Origin of the sequence: Pedobacter gandavensis (assembly GCF_032678465.1) — a bacterium.
GTDB classification, from domain to species: Bacteria; Bacteroidota; Bacteroidia; order Sphingobacteriales; family Sphingobacteriaceae; genus Pedobacter; species Pedobacter gandavensis_B.
On record NZ_JAVTSK010000014.1, the window covers coordinates 119,129 to 138,758 of the forward strand.

Sequence of the window (19,630 nt, forward strand, 5' to 3'; positions counted from 1 at the left end):
CTCCAATCTTATGGTACCAGTAAGTTCGGATAATCAGAAATAATACCGTCAACTTTTAAATCCTTTAGCAGCTGAATATCTGCTGCCGTATTTACCGTCCAAGGAATCACTTTAATTCCCTGATCGTGACATTTCTTTACCAGCTCATTGTTTACCATTTGATAAGCCGGACTCAGGATGAAAGGTAAAAAACCAAGGTCCGCCATATGCTCTTCAAAACTTTTCTTATTGGCAACCAGATAAGAAGTCCTTACCTCCGGATATTTTTCATTTAAAATCTGAAGGGTTCTCTTATCAAATGATTGAATCACGACATAGGGGCTTATCCCTTTCTTTTCAATAACCTTCATCAATAACTGTACAAAAGTCTCCGGATCCGGGTTCAATACCCCATCTCCTTCCGGACCGCATTTCGTTTCTATATTATAGAACATTTGCTTTTTGCCCGTTTTTGTCAGGTAATGTTGTACGGAATCTATGAGTTCTTCCAAACGCGGGATAAATGTTTTTATCTTTTCCTGTTGAGGAAAGGCTGGGTAATATTTTGAACCTAAATCAAATGATTTTAATTCAGCGTAAGTCATCTGATACACCGGATATTTCTTTGCATCAGCAGGGAGTATTTCTTTTCCATCGGCATCCAGCATAAAAGGCGGACTTAAATAATCATCATGTGTCACAACTACAGCGCCGTCTTTGGTCACATGCGTATCCATCTCCAGGGTCGTGATTCCCAGATCTATTGCCTTCTTCATGGCCAGAATCGTATTTTCTGGCATCAGGCCACGGGCACCACGATGCCCTTCTGTACTAAAGACAGGGAAATTTGACTTTGAGCCTGATTTTACCTGCGCTAATAATCTATCTGATGACAAGCCAGTCAGTACAAGGCCTATCCATAAGTAAATAACTTTCATACATACCAGTTTATATCATTGTTTCTTTACGGTATTCATTTCCAAAACGATCAGTTACCAATACACTTACCTTCTTCAGCGAAGGGGGAAAATGCGCGACAAACAAATGGTCCATTTTCTGTGGTTCAGCAAAAGTTCTTCCTACCGGGAGTTGATCTCCAAGGTACAGCTTAAGGGCTAAAGGATCAAAACCTTTCTGTTGCTCCAACACACCCATCGGCTTGTCATCCAGGAAATAAACCACCTTCCATTCCGGATCCCAGTTCCAGACATTGGCAATTAGCCTCGTTTGGTTGGTCAACTGATCTACATAGATGCTCATCTGTTCCTGCTTATCCTTCCCTGTAGATTTATAGTACCATTTCAACTCATTACCAGAAACCTCATAAACCCCGTATCCCCTTGGCGTACCATCGCTACAAATTGGACCTGTCCACCAGGCCCCACAAACCGTACCGTGGTTATGTTCATAAATACCATCCTGAATATGGTTGGCGTTGTAATGCGTGTGCCCCGACATGATGTGTACATTTTTATAACCTGCCAGCAAAGCATAGAAATCAGCGTTGTTCTTCACAGAATTGTATACCGGGATGTGCAGGTTAATGATCAGTAACTGATCCTTTGGCACCAGTTCCAAATCTTTCTGCAACCAGACCAATTGATTTTCAGAGATAAAGCCATCATATTCCCTTTCTCTACCCAGGTAGCGTACATTATCCAATACCACATAATGTGCCTTCCCTCTATTGAAAGAATAATAAGTAGGACCATAAATCTCTTTAAAGGTACGGTCGGATGTTTCATCCCCACCCATTCTATAATCCATATCATGATTTCCTAAGGCCTGAAAAAACGGTATGTTCATTTTTTCTACCGCAGCATTGTAATCTGCAAATAGCGCATGGTTATCCCATACTAAATCTCCAACTCCAATGCCATGGATCAAAGGATCGGCACCCATTGTAGCCACCAATTCCTGAACATCAGGAACAGCGCTTTCCATCATTTGTGCCACATCCTTTTTATTTTTAATCTGCGGATCTGCCCAAATGATAAAATGATGATGATGATCGTCTTTTTTTAACTTTTTTAGCTCGAAATTATATTCATTTCTGCTCCCCAGGACGTGGTAATGACTAGCAATACTGGCTTTAGTTGGAAACTCATAACCGGCAGGGGTACTCAACCAAATACTTGTTGCCTCTGTGTTGGTTTTGATTTTATAATTCCCCTTCTTATCCGTCAGCACCAGGGAATACCCATCGGATACCATAACGTTGGCCAGGCCATTTTTACCGGAGGTCACCCTCCCCTTAATGGTATTTCCTCTTTGTAACTGAGAAAAGGCTTCAGTATTCAGGCTGACTACCATACCGGTAGTCAGCAAGCTAAAATTCTGTATAAATAATCTTCTGTTCATGGTTTATTTCTCCCACCAAACTTTAGTCATCACATCATCTCCACCGATGCGATCAGCAGCGATTCTATAGTTTTCAGGATTGAACCTGCGCACATCATTATGGTACATAAAGCGGGTTGGCATCCGTCCATCATGTAACATATATTGTGTTTTTGGCAATTTAGGAAAACCTGTGCGACGGTATTCAAACCATTGCTGGTAATCATTGAAAAATAAAGCCAAATACTTCTGATTCATAATTTGCTCAAATGTTCCATTAAAGGCAGCATTAGGATTGTTGAAATAATCAGCGGTCATCACGCCATTCGGCCATTGTGTAACCGCAGCAGATACCCCCTTTTCATAAGCTGTTTTAGCTGCCGCAAGATCCCCAGTCATTAAAGCAACTTCTGCTTTGATGAATTCTACCTCCGCATAACTCATGATCACCTCGTTGATTGGCGTTCCAACTGCCGATGGGAACATCAAATCTCCATTCGGAGCACTTGGGGTAAATCCAAACTGGGAATCCTGTCCGGAATGTCCGGCAGTATATCCTTTAAAACCTAAATCTACCGGAACTTTTTCTACAACTTTAGATGCTCTGGTCATAAACAATGCTCTTCTAGGATCATTCAGACCATTTAGCATTTCTACAAAAAACTCGCCCATAGCCTCAAAGTTCACATAATCCTGGCGTCTGCCCCATGCATAATCATAAGGTGCAATTCCGGAAACCTTCACAATTGCCGCTTCTGCATTACTGGTAAATACAGGATATTTTAGCGGATCAGCAATCATGGCCTTTAAGCGCTCATAGCTTTTAAATTCTGTTTTTTTAGAAAGACGCAACAGCATACGCATCAGCAGGGAATTGTTCAGCTTTCGCCAGTTCTCCTTTTTATTGCCGTATAAAAAGTCGTTGCCAGACATCGCTCCCTTTTCCGTTGCATAAATGGTGTTTGCTTCTTCTAGCTGTTGTAATAAAGAAACATAGATTTCTTCCTGAGTATCGAAGCGGGGCTGTGTGATCTTTTCTTCTGCACGCATGGCTTCAGAAAAAGGGACATCGCCAAAACTATCGGTTAAAATTCCAGTAATGTAAGCTTTCATTGTGGTCGCTACCGCCTTATAAACCGGCATTTGGAATACCTTCGCAGAAGCTTCCATTTCTTTTACATTGCGCAAATATTTATAGCAATTGTTCCAGGTTCCGTTTCCTTCAGATTCTTGTACATCATAACGATGAATGCCTGCAGAAAGACTTGGGTTAGGCAGTCCTACCTGCATGATCTGCCAGGTAAAATTGTAACTTCTTACAGTGAAGTAAGTACTCATCCCATATACAGTAGGTGTCAATAAACTTCCCGGAACAGCAGTTTGTACCAGATTAGGGTTGGTATTCAGTTCTTCAAAATCCTTCGTACAAGAAGAAAAAATCATCAGATTCACCAAAGCAACAATGGCTGTTATCTTTATTTTCATCAGTTTATAATTATATTTTTAACCTTTTATATTTTCCTGGCCTTGGCCTTTTATTTTGTTGTCTTCTTCAGCATCAGTTTCCTGATGAAACTGGAGTCAAATCCGATTTACAATTGTAACCTTAAGTTCAAACCAAAGGTTCTTGTACTTGGCAACTGACCCATTTCCACACCTGGCATAATGGTCGAGCCATTTAATGCCGCAGTTTCAGGATCAAAAGCAGGGAACTTAGAAATCATCGCCAGGTCTCTACCATAGAATGCAATGGTCGCACCTGTAACATTCATTTTCTGAATCCATGATTTAGGCAAGCGATATTCCAGCCTTACTTCTCTTAACTTCAGATAAGAAGCATCAAAGCTGTTGGTTTCTACGTTCGCACGACGGTAATAATCGGCATACCAGGTGCTCACAGGTACTTTGGTTGTATTTGGAGAAAAACTGCCATCGCTGTTTTGTACCACACCATCGCCAATTACGCCTCCCTCTTCTCTACCCAGCAAGGTATGCTTTAACTTTCCTTGTTCCGTCATTTTATGGTGGGTTTGAGAATATACAATGCCACCAAACTGACCGTCAATCAATGCGCTTAAAGTAAAATCTTTATACCTGAACTCATTGTGGAAACCACCACGCCAATCTGCATAGGCGTTGCCAATTTTCTTCATATCCGTAGGACGAACAGCAAATCCTGTCTTCTTATCGAAAATCACATCACCATTATCATTGCGCACCAATCCGTAACCCCATAAATCCCCGGTAGTACCACCAACAGTAGCAATGATAGAGGCTGCCCCAGAACCGCTTTGTGCAATAATCTGCTGTGCACTCAATACATCCTTACTCAATTCCAGGATCCTGTTTTGGTTTTTCGACCAGGTCACTGTAGCAGTCCATGTGAAATCATCTGATACTACAGGTTTCGCACTCAACATGAGCTCTACACCTTTATTACGCACCTTACCTCCATTCACAAAACCTTTAGAATAACCGGTTGTGATGTCTAAGGGCACTAATAAAACCTGATTGCTGGTTGTCGAAACATATAAATTCACATCTGCAGTAATGCGGTTGTTCAGTAAAGCCACATTCGCACCGGTTTCCCATGAAGTAGACATTTCAGGTTTCAGGTTATCATTGAATAAAGTACCTGGCGCCTCAGCAGAACCCGGAAAAAGGGAAGAACCATAATATTTCTGTGTACGATAAGGTTCTGTATCGGAACCAATTTGTGCCCATGACAACCTTAATTTCGCAAAAGAAATCGCCTTAGGCATTTTGAACATTTCAGACAAAATGTAACTGGTACTTACCGAAGGATAGAAATAAGAATTATTGCCTTTAGGTAAAGTCGAAGACCAGTCGTTACGTCCGGTAATGTCCAGATAAACCTTTTTATCCCAATCCATATTGATCAAACCGAATGCACTTTGTGTCTCTCTTCTGATCAGTTCATTTTCAGCTAACGCATTGGTTAGGGCATTCGACAGCTTATATACCCCTGGCGACAGCAAGCCTCGTGCAACCGAATTGTTTTCTTTTAATGTTCTTCTCATTAAGTTTCCACCGAAGGAAGCACGGAAGCCTAATTTAGGCATCAGGTTTTTGCTATAACTCAATAAAGCGTCTGTATTGTATTCCTGAAAATTAACATCCTGTTGCTTATAATACCCTAATGGGAAATTCGAAGTATCGAAAGTACGGCGTTGCTCACGGGCATCTACACGCATGTTTAAGCCAGAACGTACCATCAATTCCCATTGGTCATTAAAAGTATATACCCCTTGCAGATTTCCCTCCAGATTATTACTATTCAGACTATTGGTCATTTCATTGGCAATCAGGTATGGATTTTCGATATAAGAACTGAAAGGATGGATCTGTTTCAACTGCTCCTGACCTTTCTTCCACATTGGTTTATACCAATCCAGATCTACGTTTGGATTCTGAAAAATCATAAAGTAAGCAATAGATTGCCCATTGTAACCAGTTCCAGGAAGGTTATCACTGGTTTTATTGGTATAGCTGATCTTTGCATTCAACTTCATTTTCCTGGAAATCTGCATACTGGTATTCAGGGAAGCGACTAGTCTTTCAAAGCCTGTATTTGGCATGATCCATTCATTTTTGGTATGTGTTATGGAAGCTCTCGCCGTAAAATTATCGGTCCCCCCATCCAAAGCTATACCGTTCTGCAAGGTGTAACCTGTTCTCCAGTAACCTTTGATATTGTCTTTATAGGGAACCCATGGCGTCCGTGTCAGACCCTGTCCTTCCAAATTCGGATCATATTGGAAATAACTCTGACCATTAAATTTCGGCCCAAAGGCGCTTGAAGTCGCACTGGTACTCGGCCCATCTGCAGAAGCACCATAAGAATAGTACAATTCACCGGCAGCATTTCTATTGTCATTTCCCTGGCCATATTCATACTGATAATCCGGCCAGCGCAACACATCATTGAAACTGGTATTGGAGTTAAAAGTAACGCCCATTCCCTTTGCCCTCTTGGCACCCGATTTAGTCGTGATGATCAAGGCACCATTTTGTGCACGGCTACCATAAAGTGCTGCTGCGGCTGCCCCCTTAAGTACGGTCACAGAGGCGATATCATCCGGATTAATATCAGAGATCCCGTTTCCAAAATCGATCGGAATATCCTTATCCGCACCGGAAGAACCAGCACCATAAGCATCGCTCACACCTGAACTCGCACTACGCGTTAAAATAGGTACCCCATCAACTACGATCAATGCTTCGTTATTACCACTCAGGGAGCGGTCGCCCCGAAGGTTAATCCTTGCACTGTTGATCGGACCTGAACCTGTCTGCGTTAAGGTCATTCCAGGAACTTTACCTTTTAAGGCGTCCGACCAGTTATTGGAAGGTGCATCAGAAATCTCTTTACCACTCACTACCGTTGCGCCAAATCCTAATGATTTTGCCTCACGTTTAATCCCTAATGCAGTTACCACTACCTCATTCAACTCGCTGCTGGATTCAGAAAGGGTAATCACTACACCGCTTTGGCTTTCAGAAAATACGCTTTTGGCTACATTATAGCCAATCATATTGAAGGATAGCTGGCTTCCCTTTGGAACACTGATATTAAAAACACCATCGCCATTGGTCGCAGCAAGTACTTTTTTATGCTGATCAGAAATGGTCACACCTGGCAATGGCATCCCGTCTTTCTGGTCCTTTACAACACCTTTGATGGTCACTGTTTCCTGTAAAATAGTCAATGGTTTTACTACTGGCGCAGCGTTCAATAGCTGAGCGCCAGGTACAATGGCCATGGCCAGACAGATTGCCCTGTACTTGAAAAATTTCGTAAACCGGAGATGATTGGTAAAAGTTTTCTTCATTATTGTTATCGATTGTGTGTGTAACATTCTGGAACAGGAACATTTCGTTTCATTTCCATTTTGTCTTTCGGCGCAAATATCTCCCTAATACTGTTAACCGTATATTATTGATGTGTTAAGTTAAAGTTCAAAAACAGCATTTAAGAGGTCAAAAAAGCAGTTTTTAAGCCATAAAGCAAATGAAATGCATGACCACTAAGCGCAAAAAAACGACAAGGTTAAGTACTCGTTTTCAGGAATTTCAGTAGAAAAATCCCTGGAGAATTTAGAGTTAAGGTCCAAAAATGCTTCGTTAACCTTCGCTTAACATTAAATCACAACAAAATGAAAGAGCAGCGCAAACCGGATTAAAAACATGACTGAATAATTTAATTTTTCAATTAATTTTGTTGCATCTTTAATTCCAAAGCGACCAATACCACCACAAAAAGGCAAACAATGATCAACATAGCAGAAAGACACCAGTATATTCTCCATAGGATTCAGGCAGAGGGAGCAGTAGATGTACAGATTTTATGTAAGGAGCTGGATGTTTCATCAGTGACTATTCGTAAGGATCTGAAACTACTCGAAGATAAAAAGCTGGTTTTCAGAACCCATGGTGGAGCTACGCTAAATAATCCATATACTGTAGACCGACCGGTGAATGAAAAAGAGCCTTTACAATCTGCAGAAAAGTTGAGGATAGCTGCCTCGGCAAGCGGCTTGATCAAGGATAATGATTCGATTATTATTGCTTCGGGGACTACAGTCCTGGCTTTAGCAAGAGCCATTAAACCGCAAGGAAACTTAACTGTCATTACTTCTGCCTTAAATGTAGCCTTGGAACTGATCAGACATGATCACATTGAGGTCATCCAATTGGGTGGACTTTTAAGAAAAAGTTCGGCTTCTGTGACCGGCCCCTATTCTGATAATATCCTGAGCAATGTTTTTTGCAGCAAGCTTTTTCTGGGTGTAGATGGTATTGACTTAGAGTTTGGCTTAACCACTACCAATGCTTATGAAGCACAGCTGAACAAACAAATGATGGATGCTTCCCAAAAGGTCATAGTACTGGCCGACTCCACTAAATTTGGAAAAAGAGGCTTCGGGAAAATCTGCGGTATTGAAGAAGTAGACCATGTGATTACGGATAGCGGAATTTCCCAGCAAACTTTACAGCAACTGGAAAGTTTAGGGATCGAAGTCACTATTGTTTAACCTATAACAGCAAAGCCTGGCTCCTGACTAATTCAAGCAGTCTTAGCATCGCTTAAAATAGCATAAACTTCATCCCCTGTTAATATTACGATCGATATTTTTGAGTTATATCCTCCGTCATATGAACAACTTCTTCAAAGTCTTCAGCCCAAAAGATAAAAAGTTCCAGCCCCTGTTTGAACAGTGTGGGGGAAACCTGGTACGTTTATCTGAAACTTTATTGCTTACCTTAAGCACCACAGATCAGGAACAGCGCAAAGTGCATATCAAGGAAATCGAACGTATGGAACATACGGGCGAACAGATCCGCACCAAAATCTTCCTGAGCCTCAGTAAAAGTCTGATTACGCCCTTCAGCAGAGAAGACATTCACTCCCTGATCAGCGCATTGTATGCCATTGCCGATTACATGCACAGTGCAGCCATCAATGTAGATTTATATCAGGTAACCGAGATCAATAAGCCAATGATCGGTATGGCGCAACTGCTGATTGAAATGTGTCGTGATCTGGAAATTGCACTTAGAGAACTGCGGACCTTTAAAAATACCGGACTCATCAGCGACGTTTGTCTGCGGATTTATAAAGGAGAAGGTCAGGCCGACGTAGTTTGTAATCAGGCACTCGCTTATTTATTCCAGTCTGATATCAGCCCAATTGAACTGATCAAGCAAAAAGAAATTCTGCAAATTCTGGAAATGGCTGCGGATAAATGTGATGATGTAGCCAATGTCTTGGAAAGCATCCTTGTAAAAAATACTTAAGCCCCTCTTGCAGATTCCATAATTAATACTTTACTTTGTGATACAAAGTACTTTTATGGAAAAGCAAGAAATCTATTCTGAACTCCATTCCATCAGAAACCTGATGGAGCGTTCTGCAAAATTCATTTCCCTAAATGGGTTATCCGGAATTATGGCGGGAGTTTATGCCTTAATAGGGGCTGGTATTGCCTATGCATTGGTGTATGGCCAAAACCTAAACATGGATTACAGGGAACATTTTATAAATGAACCTGCACTGCTTTGGGATTTATTTTTCGTTGCTCTGGCAGTATTGGTACTTTCTATTGGCACTGGAATTTTACTCACACTAAAGAAGGCGAACAAAAACAAGCAAAAGGTATGGAACCCCATCAGCAAAAAACTATTGTTCAGCATGTTGGTTCCCTTACTGACCGGAGGTTGCCTGATTCTAATTCTATTTTTCAGAGGATATTACGGCGTCATCGCCCCTACTTGTTTGATATTTTATGGCCTTGCGCTTGTTGGCGCCAGCAATTATACATTTGAAGATGTAAAATGGTTAGGCTTAATGGAGCTGATTCTAGGTATATTTGCCGCCTTACTACCTGGATATGGCCTGGTATTCTGGACAATTGGTTTCGGATTACTCCACATTATTTATGGTACGATCATGCATTTTAAATACGACAAGTGAAAACCACATTAGCAAATTTCGATAAAGCCTTTGAAAACCGTGTTCGTTTACAGATCATGAGCATTCTTGTGGCCAATGAAAACTATGACTTCAATTCCCTGAAAGAATTGTTGGAGGTGACGGATGGTAACCTTGCCTCTCACCTTAAAGCATTGGAGAAAGAAGCTTATATCAACGTCTATAAATCTTTTCTGGGTAGAAAACCCAATACCAGCTATGCGGCATCAGAAAAAGGCAGAATCGCCTTCATCAAACACCTCGAATCCCTGGAAAATTTAATCAAACAACAAAAAGTCTAATTTTTTTTACCCATCAACTTTGAAAAACAAAGTACTTTTAAAAATAGAAAACAATGGAAAGCACACAACCCCAAAAAGAAAAATCATTCTTTGCCCAGTTACAGGAATCTATGGGCGCTAAATTATTCCTAATCGCCATACTGACCCTCATGCTATTGATTCCTTCTACCTGGATTCAATACCTGATCGAGGAACGTCAAGGCCGTCAGGAGGAAGCTATAAATGAAATCTCAGCCAAATGGTCTGGTCCGCAGCTCATCGAGAGTCCGGTACTCCAACTTCCTTACAAAACATGGATTAAGGCCAGCGATGCTGCCGGAAAATCAATCATGAAAGATAGCCTCGCTACAATTTATATCCTGCCTGAAAGCCTGGACATCCAAAGTCAGGTGAAGCCAGAAATACTACACCGGGGCATATTTGATGCAGTGGTATACCATGCAAAAATCAAGTTAACAGGGAAATTCTCTGCTTTAGAATCGAAAAAATCAGGAATCAATCCAGATCTTATCCTTTGGGATAAAGCAAAAATAGTGGCAGGAATCAGTGACTTTAAAGGGCTGAAAAGCAGTCCTATCATCAAGATAGAGGGCGCATCCTACAATGCTGAACCAGATTTTGCCCCAGAAAATTTATTTGTTAACAACCTGGGCCTGCTCATCGACCTGCAAGCCGGTAAAAACACCGCCATCCAATTCAATTATGAAATGGAACTTAGGGGGACTGAAGCTTTAAACTTCCTCCATCTGGGCAAAAACAGCATCATCAAAGTGAATGGTGATTGGAACAACCCGAGTTTCACTGGCGCTTTCCTTCCGGAATCCAGAAAGGTCACTGAAAAACAATTCAGCAGCACCTGGAAAATGTCGAACTTCAATAGGTCCTTTCCTCAGCAATGGATCAGTGGGCAATCTGTATTAACGCCACAAAATAAAGAAAATTCAACATTTGGGGTGAAGTTCCTGCTCCCGGTAGATCAGTATCAGAAAACCATGCGTTCTGCAAAATATGCCATCCTGATTATCTTATTGAGCTTTATCTCCCTGTTCTTTATCGAACTATTGAACAAAGTAAAGGTAAATCTCCTGCAATATGTATTGATTGGTGCTGCCATGATCATTTACTATACGCTTTTACTATCTTTTAGCGAACAGATTGGATTCGACATGGCTTACTTCATTGCTTCTGTAGCTACAGTATTGCTGGTGAGTACATTTATTGGTGCCTTTTTGCGGAATAAAAAAACAGCCATGGCTTTTGCCCTGATCCTGAGTATATTTTATGGCTTTATTTATGTCATCATCCAACTACAAGACCTGGCCTTGTTATTTGGTAGTATTGGCTTGTTTATTACGGTGGCTGCGCTGATGTATTTCTCTGTTAAAATCAACTGGAACAAAAGCGGGGATTCGATTCCGCCTCTTAAAAGTACAGCAGAAGAATAATTAACTCCTCAATAACTTCCGCGCTGAATTCCTGATATAGGAATTCAGCGCTTTGAAATTTACCACCTCCATTCGCCGGCAATCTTTAAAGGCTCTTCCAGGTTATTCTCCTGCAGGAACTGCTTCAAAACTTCCTCAGATTGTCTGCCGACCGGGATATTCGGGGTATTTGCTAAAGCATAAATCAACATCGCACTAAAGCGAACGGTATTTCTCAATTCCTGATCATCTACCAGGGCAAATACGTCTCCATCAGAATGGTAGAAAGGTCCGGAATTGTTTGGCAATCGCTCTCCAGCGCCAGCACCTGTAGGAATTCCTTCCAATAAGAAGGGTTGATGATCACTATGTAAACCGGCACCGGAATTGAAAATATTTTTGAAACCTGAATCCAGCTGATTGATCTGACTTCCCCATGTAGTAAACAGCGCTTTCATTTCTTTTCTGCTGGTAGAAAAACCTTTTGGATTATTGGCCATATCATAATTCAACATGAACTTAACCTCGTCCAGTTTATGATTTTTCTGCGCTTCCGCTATGTATGCTTTTGAGCCTAACAAGCCCTGTTCTTCCCCCATAAACAAAATAAATTCCAGGCTACGGCCTGTTTTTAACTGCAGCTTTTTAAAAGTGCGGGCCATATCGATGATGGCAAAAGAGCCAATGCCATTGTCGATGGCCCCTGTTGCCAGATCCCAGCTGTCCAGATGACCACCTACTACTATTTTCTCTTCCGGTAAAGTTGTCCCCTTCAGGGTCGCAATCACATTCCTGGCTTTAATCAGCCCGGAGAAATTGCTCATATTCAAGCTTGCATATTGCTTTTTATTTTTCAATGTCTCCTTTAGTGCCATTCCATCTTCCAGGCCAATACAAATTGCAGGAATGGAAATCAGCTTTCCGGTTACAGAAGCCGTTCCGGTAAGTAATACGCCTCCTTTTACGCCATTGATCAGAATAATCCCCGCAGCGCCATGCTGAATGGCAATAGCAGTCTTTTCAGAACGGTGCAGGTATGGTGTTTTTTCAGGAGATCCCGGAAGTACCCCCAGATAAACCAATGCAATTTTTCCTTTTACATTTCCAGCGTCTTTCGCATAATCGGCTTCCAGGCCATTTCCCAGATCTACCAATTCTCCGAGCACATTTGCTTTTACCGGCGAATGTGCCAGTGTAACGGCATTTACCTTTTTCAAATCATCCTGAGTATCCCCAATTTTGGTTTCATTACTGATCCTGCTCCAGCTTTCCACTTCAAATGGCTGATACTTCACATCATAACCATAAGATTTTAACAATTGATAGGCGTACGCTTCTGCTTTTGCACCATTTGCCGAACCTGTTAAACGATGCCCGATACTTTCGGTTGCAAATTTCAGGTTATTATAGGCTTTGGAATTGGCTTGCACCTCTGTATTTATCGCTTTAAAAGTAGCAGAAAAATCATCCGAAACCGGCTTTTGTAATTGAACCTGAGTGTGTACTTGTGTTTGTGCCTCTGCAGAAACAGCGATACAGCAAATCAATAGACTATAAAAAGCTTTCATAAAAGGGTATTTTTAATGAAAATAAGGATTTTGCCCCTACAAGCCTGAGCTCCGGGTCATTTTATTTGCAACAAATTTATGGGAGATTATTTCTTCCGCTCGGTGGTATAACGTACCAGTTGCTCGAGACCTGTTCTGGCATCCCCGGGTTCAAAACTATTCAGGATATCAAAAGCCTCTTGTTGGTACTGCTCCATTTTCTCCTGCGCATAGCGAACGCCTTCTTTGGCATTCACAAAATCAATGATTTGCTGGATTTTAACTGGATCATCCTTGTGGTTTTTCACCAGACTGATCATTTTCTTTTTCTCCGCCTTATCAGAACGATTAAGGGCATAGATCAAAGGAAGGGTTACTTTTTTCTCTTTGATATCGATGCCTAAAGGTTTTCCTACATCATCAGTACCAAAATCAAAAGTATCGTCCTTAATCTGGAAAGCGATACCTACCTTTTCACCGAAAAGTCTCATCTTTTCAATGGTTTCCTCATCAGCACCGGCAGATGCAGCACCACAAGCACAGCAGGAAGCAATTAAAGAAGCGGTTTTCTGACGGATCACATCGAAGTATAATTCTTCGCTGATGTCCATCTTACGCACCTTTTCAATTTGCAACAACTCTCCTTCACTCATCTGCTTAACTGCTTCAGAAACGATTTGCAGCAAACGGAATTCACCATTATTTACCGAAAGCAATAAACCTTTTGCCAATAGGTAATCACCTACCAATACCGCTATTTTGTTTTTCCATAAGGCATTGATAGAAAAGAACCCCCTGCGTTCGTAGGCATTGTCTACCACATCATCATGAACCAGGGTTGCAGTATGCAGCAGTTCCACTAACGCGGCACCTCTATGAGTAGATTCAATGATTCCCCCACAAAGCTTTGCGGCGAAAAACACGAACATCGGACGAATTTGTTTACCCTTTCTTTTAACAATATAATGAGTAATTCTATCGAGTAATGGCGCGTCACTGTGCATCGAGGCCTTGAACTTTTCTTCGAAGGCAGCTATGTCTGCGGCTATAGGTAGTTTTATCTGATTTATTCCCGGCATTCAGGTGAAAAAATATGTGTGCAAACATAAATTAAATATCTTTAAAAGCGTACTTTTAGTAAAAAGTTTAAAGTGAAAAATACATTCAAAGTACTTATCGCCGTTATTTTAGTCGCTCTCGTGGTATATTTCATGGGCCCAAAACCTGCACATCCACAATATAGCGCTCAGCTTCCCGTTGTTCCTCAACTCCCGGAGCTTGAAAATTATGTAAAAAGCATCGAGTCGAAGCACAAAGTCAAACCCGGTAACGAGGCTGAAATTGTATGGGCGGATTCGGTTTTAAAGCAACAATCGGAATATTCGGTGGTGTATTTACATGGGTATAGCGCTTCAAAGGAAGAAGGAAATCCGGTACATACGCATCTGGCCAAAGAGATTCATGCCAATTTATACCTGGCCCGTTTAGCGGATCACGGGATAGACACCGTTGCTGCGATGGAATATTATACGCCAGACCGGGCCTGGGAAAGTGCTAAACAAGCTTTGGAAATCGGGAAAAGATTGGGAAAGAAAGTAATTTTAATGGGGACTTCTACCGGTGGAACATTGGCTTTAAAGCTGGCCGCTGAGTATCCAAAAGACGTATACAGTCTGATGTTGATCTCTCCGAATATAGAGATCAATGAGAAATTCGCTTTCCTGTTAAACAAGCCATGGGGCTTGCAGATTGCCCGTTTAAATATAGGTGGCAAGGAAAGAGAAGTTGCGGATAGTGATCCAAGGTATGCAAAATATTGGTATACCAAATACCGCCTCGAATCTGCGGTTCAACTACAGGAGCTGGTGGCCACTACGATGAACAAGCAGACTTTTGAAAAAGTAACACAGCCAACTTTGCTGTTGTATTATTATAAAAACGAACAGGAACAGGATAAAACAGTTAAGGTATCCGCTGAATTGAGGATGTTTGATGAATTAGGTACTCCTGCCGGTTTAAAAGTCAAAAAGGCAATTCCTAATGGTGGAGACCATGTTTTAGGTTCTTATATCACCTCTAAAGACATCCCTTCTGTATTACAGGCAGTGGATGATTTCGTGAAGAACGTATTAAAGATTCCGGTATCAGAAAAAGCTGCGGCACAACCTTAAGGGATTGAAGCTTCGCAGCCTAAATGATCCTGCTGTACTGTTTAGTTATTTTCAGCGATATGTCTGAAGATTTGTTGGGCATGTACCCGACTATTTTCGATATACCATTTATGCGTATCCATACCTCCACATACTACACCTGCCAGGTATAAGCCTGGTAGGTTACTTTCCATACTTTCTTCATTATAGAAAGGTTGTGTACCATCACCCATTTCCAGGCCTAAGTTTTTCAACATGGCAAAATCCGGATGATAACCGGTCATGGCGATGACAAAATCATTATCAATCCTTTGCGCTCCTTCCGGTGTTTTGATGCTCACCTGATGATCGGTAATTTCTGTAACTTCCGAATGAAAATGAGCGGTGATTGCGCCTTCTTTGATCCTGTTTTCAATATCCGGTCTCACCCAGTATTTCACATAGGAACCAATTTCGCCACTGCGAATCACCAGTGTCACCTTTGCACCTTTACGATAAGTTTCCAATGCGGCATCAATGGCCGAATTGTTTGCCCCGATCACCACTACATTCTGGAAGGCATACAAATGGGGATCCTTATAGTAATGGGTTACTTTTGGCAGCGATTCACCAGGGATATTCATCATGAGGGGAATGTCATAGAAGCCCGTCGCAATGATTACTTTTTTTGCATGATAAGTTGTTTTTGAGGTATGGACCTGAAAACTTCCATCCGATTGCTGCTGTACCTGCTCTACCTTTTCAAAAAGACGAACGTTTAAGGCAAACTTTTCTTTCACCCTCCTGTAATATTCCACAGCTTCATTTCGATTGGGTTTAGGATTGATGCTCACAAAAGGAACATCACCAATTTCCAGACGCTGGGAAGTAGAGAAGAAAGTCATGAACACCGGATAGTTGAACAGGCTGTTCACCAATGCACCTTTTTCTACGATGACATAATTTAATCCGGCCTTTTTCGCTTCAATCGCACAGGCCATTCCTATCGGGCCGGCACCAATAATCAGTACATCGTAATTGTTCATTTCTATCCGCTCAGGTTTATGGTCAGGCTTTCATTCCTTTAGATGGACAAGCAAAATCAGTACGTTTCAATCCGGTATTCCTGATGGCAGCATAACCACCAGCAACGTCGATCACATTTTCAACGCCACGGGCTTTAAGAATGGATGCCGCTACCATTGAGCGGTATCCTCCGGCACAATGGATATAATAAGTTCCTTTATGATCGATTTCATTCGTCCAGTCGTTGATGTAATCCAAGGGACGTGTTAACGTTTGCTCCAGATGTTCAGCGGCATACTCTCCTGGTTTTCTTACATCCAGCGCCAACACATTTTCATTGATGTTGAGGATGCTTTCAAATTCAGCAGCAGAAATGGAAGTAATGCGCTCCAGTTCTTTTCCTGAGGCTTCCCATAAGCTCATGCCCTCCAGTAAAAATCCAATGGTATTGTCGTAACCGACTCTGGAAAGACGGGTAATGGCTTCTTCTTCTTTTCCTGCATCACAAACCAATAGCAAAGGTTGTTTTAAATCAGTGATTAAAGCGCCTACCCAAGGGGCAAACTGTCCATTTAACCCAATATTCACCGAAGATGGAATAAATCCTTTAGCGAAGACCTGAGGATCTCTGGTATCGAGGATCAGCGCGCCAGTGTTGTTGGCCAGGGCTTCAAACTCCTCCGGATTTAAAGGTGTCAATCCTTTTTCACAAACTTCTTCAAAGCTTTCATAACCATGTTTGTTCATGGCGGCATTTTTAGCAAAATACTGAGGTGGTGGTAAAATTCCTGCCGTTACTTCCTGAATGAATTGCGCTTTAGAACTTGCTTTAAGTGCATAGTTCACTTCTTTCTGATGCCCTAAAGTATCGAAAGTTTCCTTGCTCATATTTTTTCCGCAGGCAGAACCGGCACCATGAGCAGGATAAACCAATACCTCATCAGGAAGGCACAGGATTTTGTTCTGCAGAGAATCGTAAAGGGTAGCCGCCATATCTTCCATGGTCAGCTCTCCTTTTTGAGCCAGATCTGGTCTGCCTACATCCCCAATAAACAAGGTATCACCGGAAAAAATGCAATGTGCTTTTCCCTGCTCATCTGTCAGCAGATAAGTCGTAGATTCCGGGGTATGACCAGGGGTATGTAATGCCGTAATCGTTAATGCGCCGATTTTAAATTGTTGTCCGTCTGTAGCAACCAAAGATTTGAAAGTCGTTTGAGCAGTTGGCCCATAAACGATTTCCGCACCTGATTTTTCAGCCAGGTCTACATGTCCCGATACAAAATCCGCATGAAAATGAGTTTCAAAAATATATTTTATGCTGGCCTGGTCTTTCTCCGCACGCTTAAGGTAAGGATCTACCTCACGTAGGGGATCAATAATTGCGGCTTCGCCATTACTTTCTATGTAATAGGCTGCCTCGGCTAAACAACCTGTATATATCTGCTCTATCTTCATTCCAATTTGCTATGAACTGCAAAATTAAGCTTATAATTGAATAGACCAAGATTTTGGTTTTTAATTACATTGGCAGGAGATGTATTGGATTCAGCAAGGCAGGGAACTAGACGGTTAACTCTCCACGGAGGGATTGTTCCATCAGCGCAGCCACTTCAGCATTGGTATAATCCTGTCCCATTAAATACATCAGTTTAGTAACGGTAGCTTCAAAAGTAGTATCGTAACCAGATACCACGCCCATTTGCTGTAGTTTTTTACTGGTTTCATATTTACCCAGTTCTACGGATCCACGTTTACACTGGGTAATGTCGATGATCAGTTTACCATGCTGGACCGCCTCTTCCAGACAGGAGATGAACCAGTCGGCAGTAGTAGTATTACCTGAACCAAAAGTCTCCAGCACGATGGCATCCACCCCTGATTTGGTAATGGCATGCACTGCCTGAGGGGAAATTCCCGGATACAATTTCAACACGCCAATATTGGCATTGAACTTCGTATGTACCTTTAAAGGTTCTGTAGGCTGCTTTGCAATATAGTTTTTATAGAAAGAAAGGTTTACCCCTGCTTCTGCCAGAATTGGATAGTTCGGCGAACGGAAGGCTTCAAACTTTTCTGAATTGTATTTAATGGAGCGATTACCACGGAAGAGCTGATAATCGAAGTACACACATACTTCGGGCACCATGGCTTTACCTTGTTTCTTGGTGGCAGCAATTTCCAATGCAGTGATCAGGTTTTCTTTTGCATCCGTCCTGATCTCACCAATTGGCAATTGCGAACCCGTTAAAATCACTGGTTTAGACAAATTTTCGAGCATAAAGCTCAATGCGGAAGCCGTAAACGACATCGTATCGGATCCATGCAAGATCACAAAACCATCAAATTCCTCATATTTATCCCGGATTAAAGTAGCGAGCTCTTCCCAGATTAAAGGACTCATGTTGGAAGAATCCAGAATGGGATCAAAAGAATGCACGGAGAGGTCGTAGTTTAACCTGGCCAGTTCCGGAACATTTTGTTGAATTTGCGCAAAGTTAAAAGGAATGAGGACACCGGTTTTAGGATCGTTTACCATTCCTATGGTTCCACCGGTGTAGATGATTAGTATTTTAGTCATTGGTTAGATGTTGAAGATAGTTTTAGAATTGGCAGTGGTTACCGCAGCAATTTCTTCGATATCGGTTTGGTAAATGTCTGCTAATTTTTCCGCAATATGAATCAGGTAACTGCTTTCATTTGGTTTACCGCGGAAAGGGACAGGTGCTAAATAGGGAGAATCGGTTTCCAGTACCAGATTGGCCAGAGGAATTTCTTTCAATACTTCGTCCAGTCCGGCTTTCTTATAGGTGACTACACCACCGATACCCAGGTAAAAACCAAGGTCGATGGCTTGTTTTGCCTGCGCTACATTTCCGGTAAAGCAATGTAGGATGCCTCTCAATTTGGCATCTCTTTCTTTTTCCAGCACTTCAAAGATCTCATCGAAGGCTTCTCTGCAATGGATCACGATAGGCAAATTCAGGTCTTTTGCCCATTTGATCTGTTCTGAAAAGGCGATTTTCTGGATGTCCAGTGTACTCTTGTCCCAATGCAGGTCGATGCCAATTTCACCGATGGCATAGATCTCTCTACCCACGATGCTTTCGCAAATCTCGTCCAGAACCAGTTCATAGTCTTCCTTAACATCACAAGGATGCAAACCGGCCATGGCAAAACAATTGGCGGGATATTTTTCTACCATTGCATCGATTCTGGCTATAGAAGCCACATCAACATTGGGCAGGAACAGTCGTTCAACATGATTATCAAGACATCTCTGCATCAAGATATCTAATTTTTCCGGGTCTGTCTCGTAATATAAGTGGGTATGGGTATCCGTCAAAAGCATGGACAAAGTTAATAAAAAAAGCCCGTCCACTATATGCGG

At 41.8% G+C, this 19,630-nt stretch carries 16 protein-coding genes; 6 read left to right on the top strand and 10 right to left on the bottom strand.

Features of this window, described 5'->3' with window-relative positions:
- Positions 1-8: 8 nt before the first annotated feature.
- The 4 genes from R2Q94_RS20765 to R2Q94_RS20780 all read right to left on the bottom strand — a co-directional run bounded on the left by R2Q94_RS20765 (position 9) and on the right by R2Q94_RS20780 (position 7,172).
- The gene (locus tag R2Q94_RS20765) at positions 9-917 is read right to left on the bottom strand and encodes a glycerophosphodiester phosphodiesterase family protein (protein ID WP_316823392.1); all 909 of its coding nucleotides are present in this window, start codon (positions 915-917) and stop codon (positions 9-11) included.
- Between the two features lie 10 nt (positions 918-927).
- Positions 928-2,340, bottom strand: coding sequence for a calcineurin-like phosphoesterase family protein (locus tag R2Q94_RS20770; protein ID WP_316823393.1), 1,413 nt, complete (start codon positions 2,338-2,340; stop codon positions 928-930).
- Between the two features lie 3 nt (positions 2,341-2,343).
- Positions 2,344-3,804: a SusD/RagB family nutrient-binding outer membrane lipoprotein gene (locus tag R2Q94_RS20775; RefSeq protein WP_316823394.1), complete on the bottom strand. Its 1,461-nt coding sequence runs from the start codon at positions 3,802-3,804 to the stop codon at positions 2,344-2,346.
- A gap of 107 nt (positions 3,805-3,911) precedes the next feature.
- Positions 3,912-7,172 (bottom strand): SusC/RagA family TonB-linked outer membrane protein, encoded by a 3,261-nt coding sequence (locus tag R2Q94_RS20780; protein WP_316823395.1) that lies wholly within the window; start codon positions 7,170-7,172, stop codon positions 3,912-3,914.
- Positions 7,173-7,610: 438 nt separating this feature from the next.
- Between R2Q94_RS20780 and R2Q94_RS20785 the strand changes: the two genes are divergently transcribed.
- The 5 genes from R2Q94_RS20785 (at position 7,611) to creD (ending at position 11,558) form a co-directional block, all read left to right on the top strand.
- On the top strand, positions 7,611-8,375 hold the full coding sequence (locus R2Q94_RS20785) for a DeoR/GlpR family DNA-binding transcription regulator (RefSeq protein ID WP_316823396.1): 765 nt from the start codon (positions 7,611-7,613) through the stop codon (positions 8,373-8,375).
- Positions 8,376-8,496: 121 nt separating this feature from the next.
- Entirely contained in the window at positions 8,497-9,138 is a 642-nt protein-coding gene (locus R2Q94_RS20790; protein WP_316823397.1) for a DUF47 domain-containing protein, read from the top strand.
- A 55-nt stretch (positions 9,139-9,193) separates the two neighbouring features.
- On the top strand, positions 9,194-9,814 hold the full coding sequence (locus R2Q94_RS20795; RefSeq protein WP_316823398.1) for a hypothetical protein: 621 nt from the start codon (positions 9,194-9,196) through the stop codon (positions 9,812-9,814).
- Positions 9,811-10,113, top strand: coding sequence for a transcriptional regulator (locus R2Q94_RS20800; RefSeq protein WP_316823399.1), 303 nt, complete (start codon positions 9,811-9,813; stop codon positions 10,111-10,113). Before R2Q94_RS20795 ends, R2Q94_RS20800 begins: the two co-directional genes overlap by 4 nt.
- 53 nt (positions 10,114-10,166) lie before the next feature.
- Positions 10,167-11,558, top strand: a complete 1,392-nt coding sequence (gene creD, locus R2Q94_RS20805; RefSeq protein WP_316823400.1) for a cell envelope integrity protein CreD — start codon at positions 10,167-10,169, stop codon at positions 11,556-11,558.
- 59 nt (positions 11,559-11,617) lie between these two features.
- Here the strand turns inward: creD and R2Q94_RS20810 are convergent, their stop codons facing one another.
- Positions 11,618-13,105 (bottom strand): M28 family peptidase, encoded by a 1,488-nt coding sequence (locus R2Q94_RS20810; protein WP_316823401.1) that lies wholly within the window; start codon positions 13,103-13,105, stop codon positions 11,618-11,620.
- Positions 13,106-13,191: 86 nt separating this feature from the next.
- Positions 13,192-14,163, bottom strand: a complete 972-nt coding sequence (locus R2Q94_RS20815; protein WP_316823402.1) for a polyprenyl synthetase family protein — start codon at positions 14,161-14,163, stop codon at positions 13,192-13,194.
- 72 nt (positions 14,164-14,235) lie between these two features.
- Here R2Q94_RS20815 and R2Q94_RS20820 point away from each other — a divergent pair, with 72 nt between their 5' ends.
- The gene (locus R2Q94_RS20820) at positions 14,236-15,255 is read left to right on the top strand and encodes an alpha/beta hydrolase (protein ID WP_316823403.1); all 1,020 of its coding nucleotides are present in this window, start codon (positions 14,236-14,238) and stop codon (positions 15,253-15,255) included.
- A 41-nt stretch (positions 15,256-15,296) separates the two neighbouring features.
- Here R2Q94_RS20820 and R2Q94_RS20825 read toward each other — a convergent pair whose 3' ends face one another.
- From R2Q94_RS20825 to R2Q94_RS20840, 4 genes are all read right to left on the bottom strand, one after another.
- A complete protein-coding gene (locus R2Q94_RS20825) occupies positions 15,297-16,259 on the bottom strand; it encodes a YpdA family putative bacillithiol disulfide reductase (protein ID WP_316823404.1) in 963 nt (320 codons plus the stop codon).
- 22 nt (positions 16,260-16,281) lie between these two features.
- Positions 16,282-17,697, bottom strand: a complete 1,416-nt coding sequence (locus tag R2Q94_RS20830; protein ID WP_316823405.1) for an MBL fold metallo-hydrolase — start codon at positions 17,695-17,697, stop codon at positions 16,282-16,284.
- 106 nt (positions 17,698-17,803) lie between these two features.
- Positions 17,804-18,820: a type I asparaginase gene (locus tag R2Q94_RS20835; protein ID WP_316823406.1), complete on the bottom strand. Its 1,017-nt coding sequence runs from the start codon at positions 18,818-18,820 to the stop codon at positions 17,804-17,806.
- A gap of 3 nt (positions 18,821-18,823) precedes the next feature.
- On the bottom strand, positions 18,824-19,591 hold the full coding sequence (locus tag R2Q94_RS20840) for a TatD family hydrolase (protein WP_316823408.1): 768 nt from the start codon (positions 19,589-19,591) through the stop codon (positions 18,824-18,826).
- Positions 19,592-19,630: the final 39 nt, after the last annotated feature.

Bases quoted from the DNA above. Each gene is read 5' to 3' on its own strand.
- R2Q94_RS20765 (WP_316823392.1), bottom strand. From the start codon at position 917: ATGAAAGTTATTTACTTATGGATAGGCCTTGTACTGACTGGCTTGTCA.
- R2Q94_RS20770 (WP_316823393.1), bottom strand. From the start codon at position 2,340: ATGAACAGAAGATTATTTATACAGAATTTTAGCTTGCTGACTACCGGT.
- R2Q94_RS20775 (WP_316823394.1), bottom strand. From the start codon at position 3,804: ATGAAAATAAAGATAACAGCCATTGTTGCTTTGGTGAATCTGATGATT.
- R2Q94_RS20780 (WP_316823395.1), bottom strand. From the start codon at position 7,172: ATGAAGAAAACTTTTACCAATCATCTCCGGTTTACGAAATTTTTCAAG.
- R2Q94_RS20785 (WP_316823396.1), top strand. From the start codon at position 7,611: ATGATCAACATAGCAGAAAGACACCAGTATATTCTCCATAGGATTCAG.
- R2Q94_RS20790 (WP_316823397.1), top strand. From the start codon at position 8,497: ATGAACAACTTCTTCAAAGTCTTCAGCCCAAAAGATAAAAAGTTCCAG.
- R2Q94_RS20795 (WP_316823398.1), top strand. From the start codon at position 9,194: ATGGAAAAGCAAGAAATCTATTCTGAACTCCATTCCATCAGAAACCTG.
- creD (WP_316823400.1), top strand. From the start codon at position 10,167: ATGGAAAGCACACAACCCCAAAAAGAAAAATCATTCTTTGCCCAGTTA.
- R2Q94_RS20810 (WP_316823401.1), bottom strand. From the start codon at position 13,105: ATGAAAGCTTTTTATAGTCTATTGATTTGCTGTATCGCTGTTTCTGCA.
- R2Q94_RS20815 (WP_316823402.1), bottom strand. From the start codon at position 14,163: ATGCCGGGAATAAATCAGATAAAACTACCTATAGCCGCAGACATAGCT.
- R2Q94_RS20825 (WP_316823404.1), bottom strand. From the start codon at position 16,259: ATGAACAATTACGATGTACTGATTATTGGTGCCGGCCCGATAGGAATG.
- R2Q94_RS20830 (WP_316823405.1), bottom strand. From the start codon at position 17,697: ATGAAGATAGAGCAGATATATACAGGTTGTTTAGCCGAGGCAGCCTAT.
- R2Q94_RS20835 (WP_316823406.1), bottom strand. From the start codon at position 18,820: ATGACTAAAATACTAATCATCTACACCGGTGGAACCATAGGAATGGTA.
- R2Q94_RS20840 (WP_316823408.1), bottom strand. From the start codon at position 19,591: ATGCTTTTGACGGATACCCATACCCACTTATATTACGAGACAGACCCG.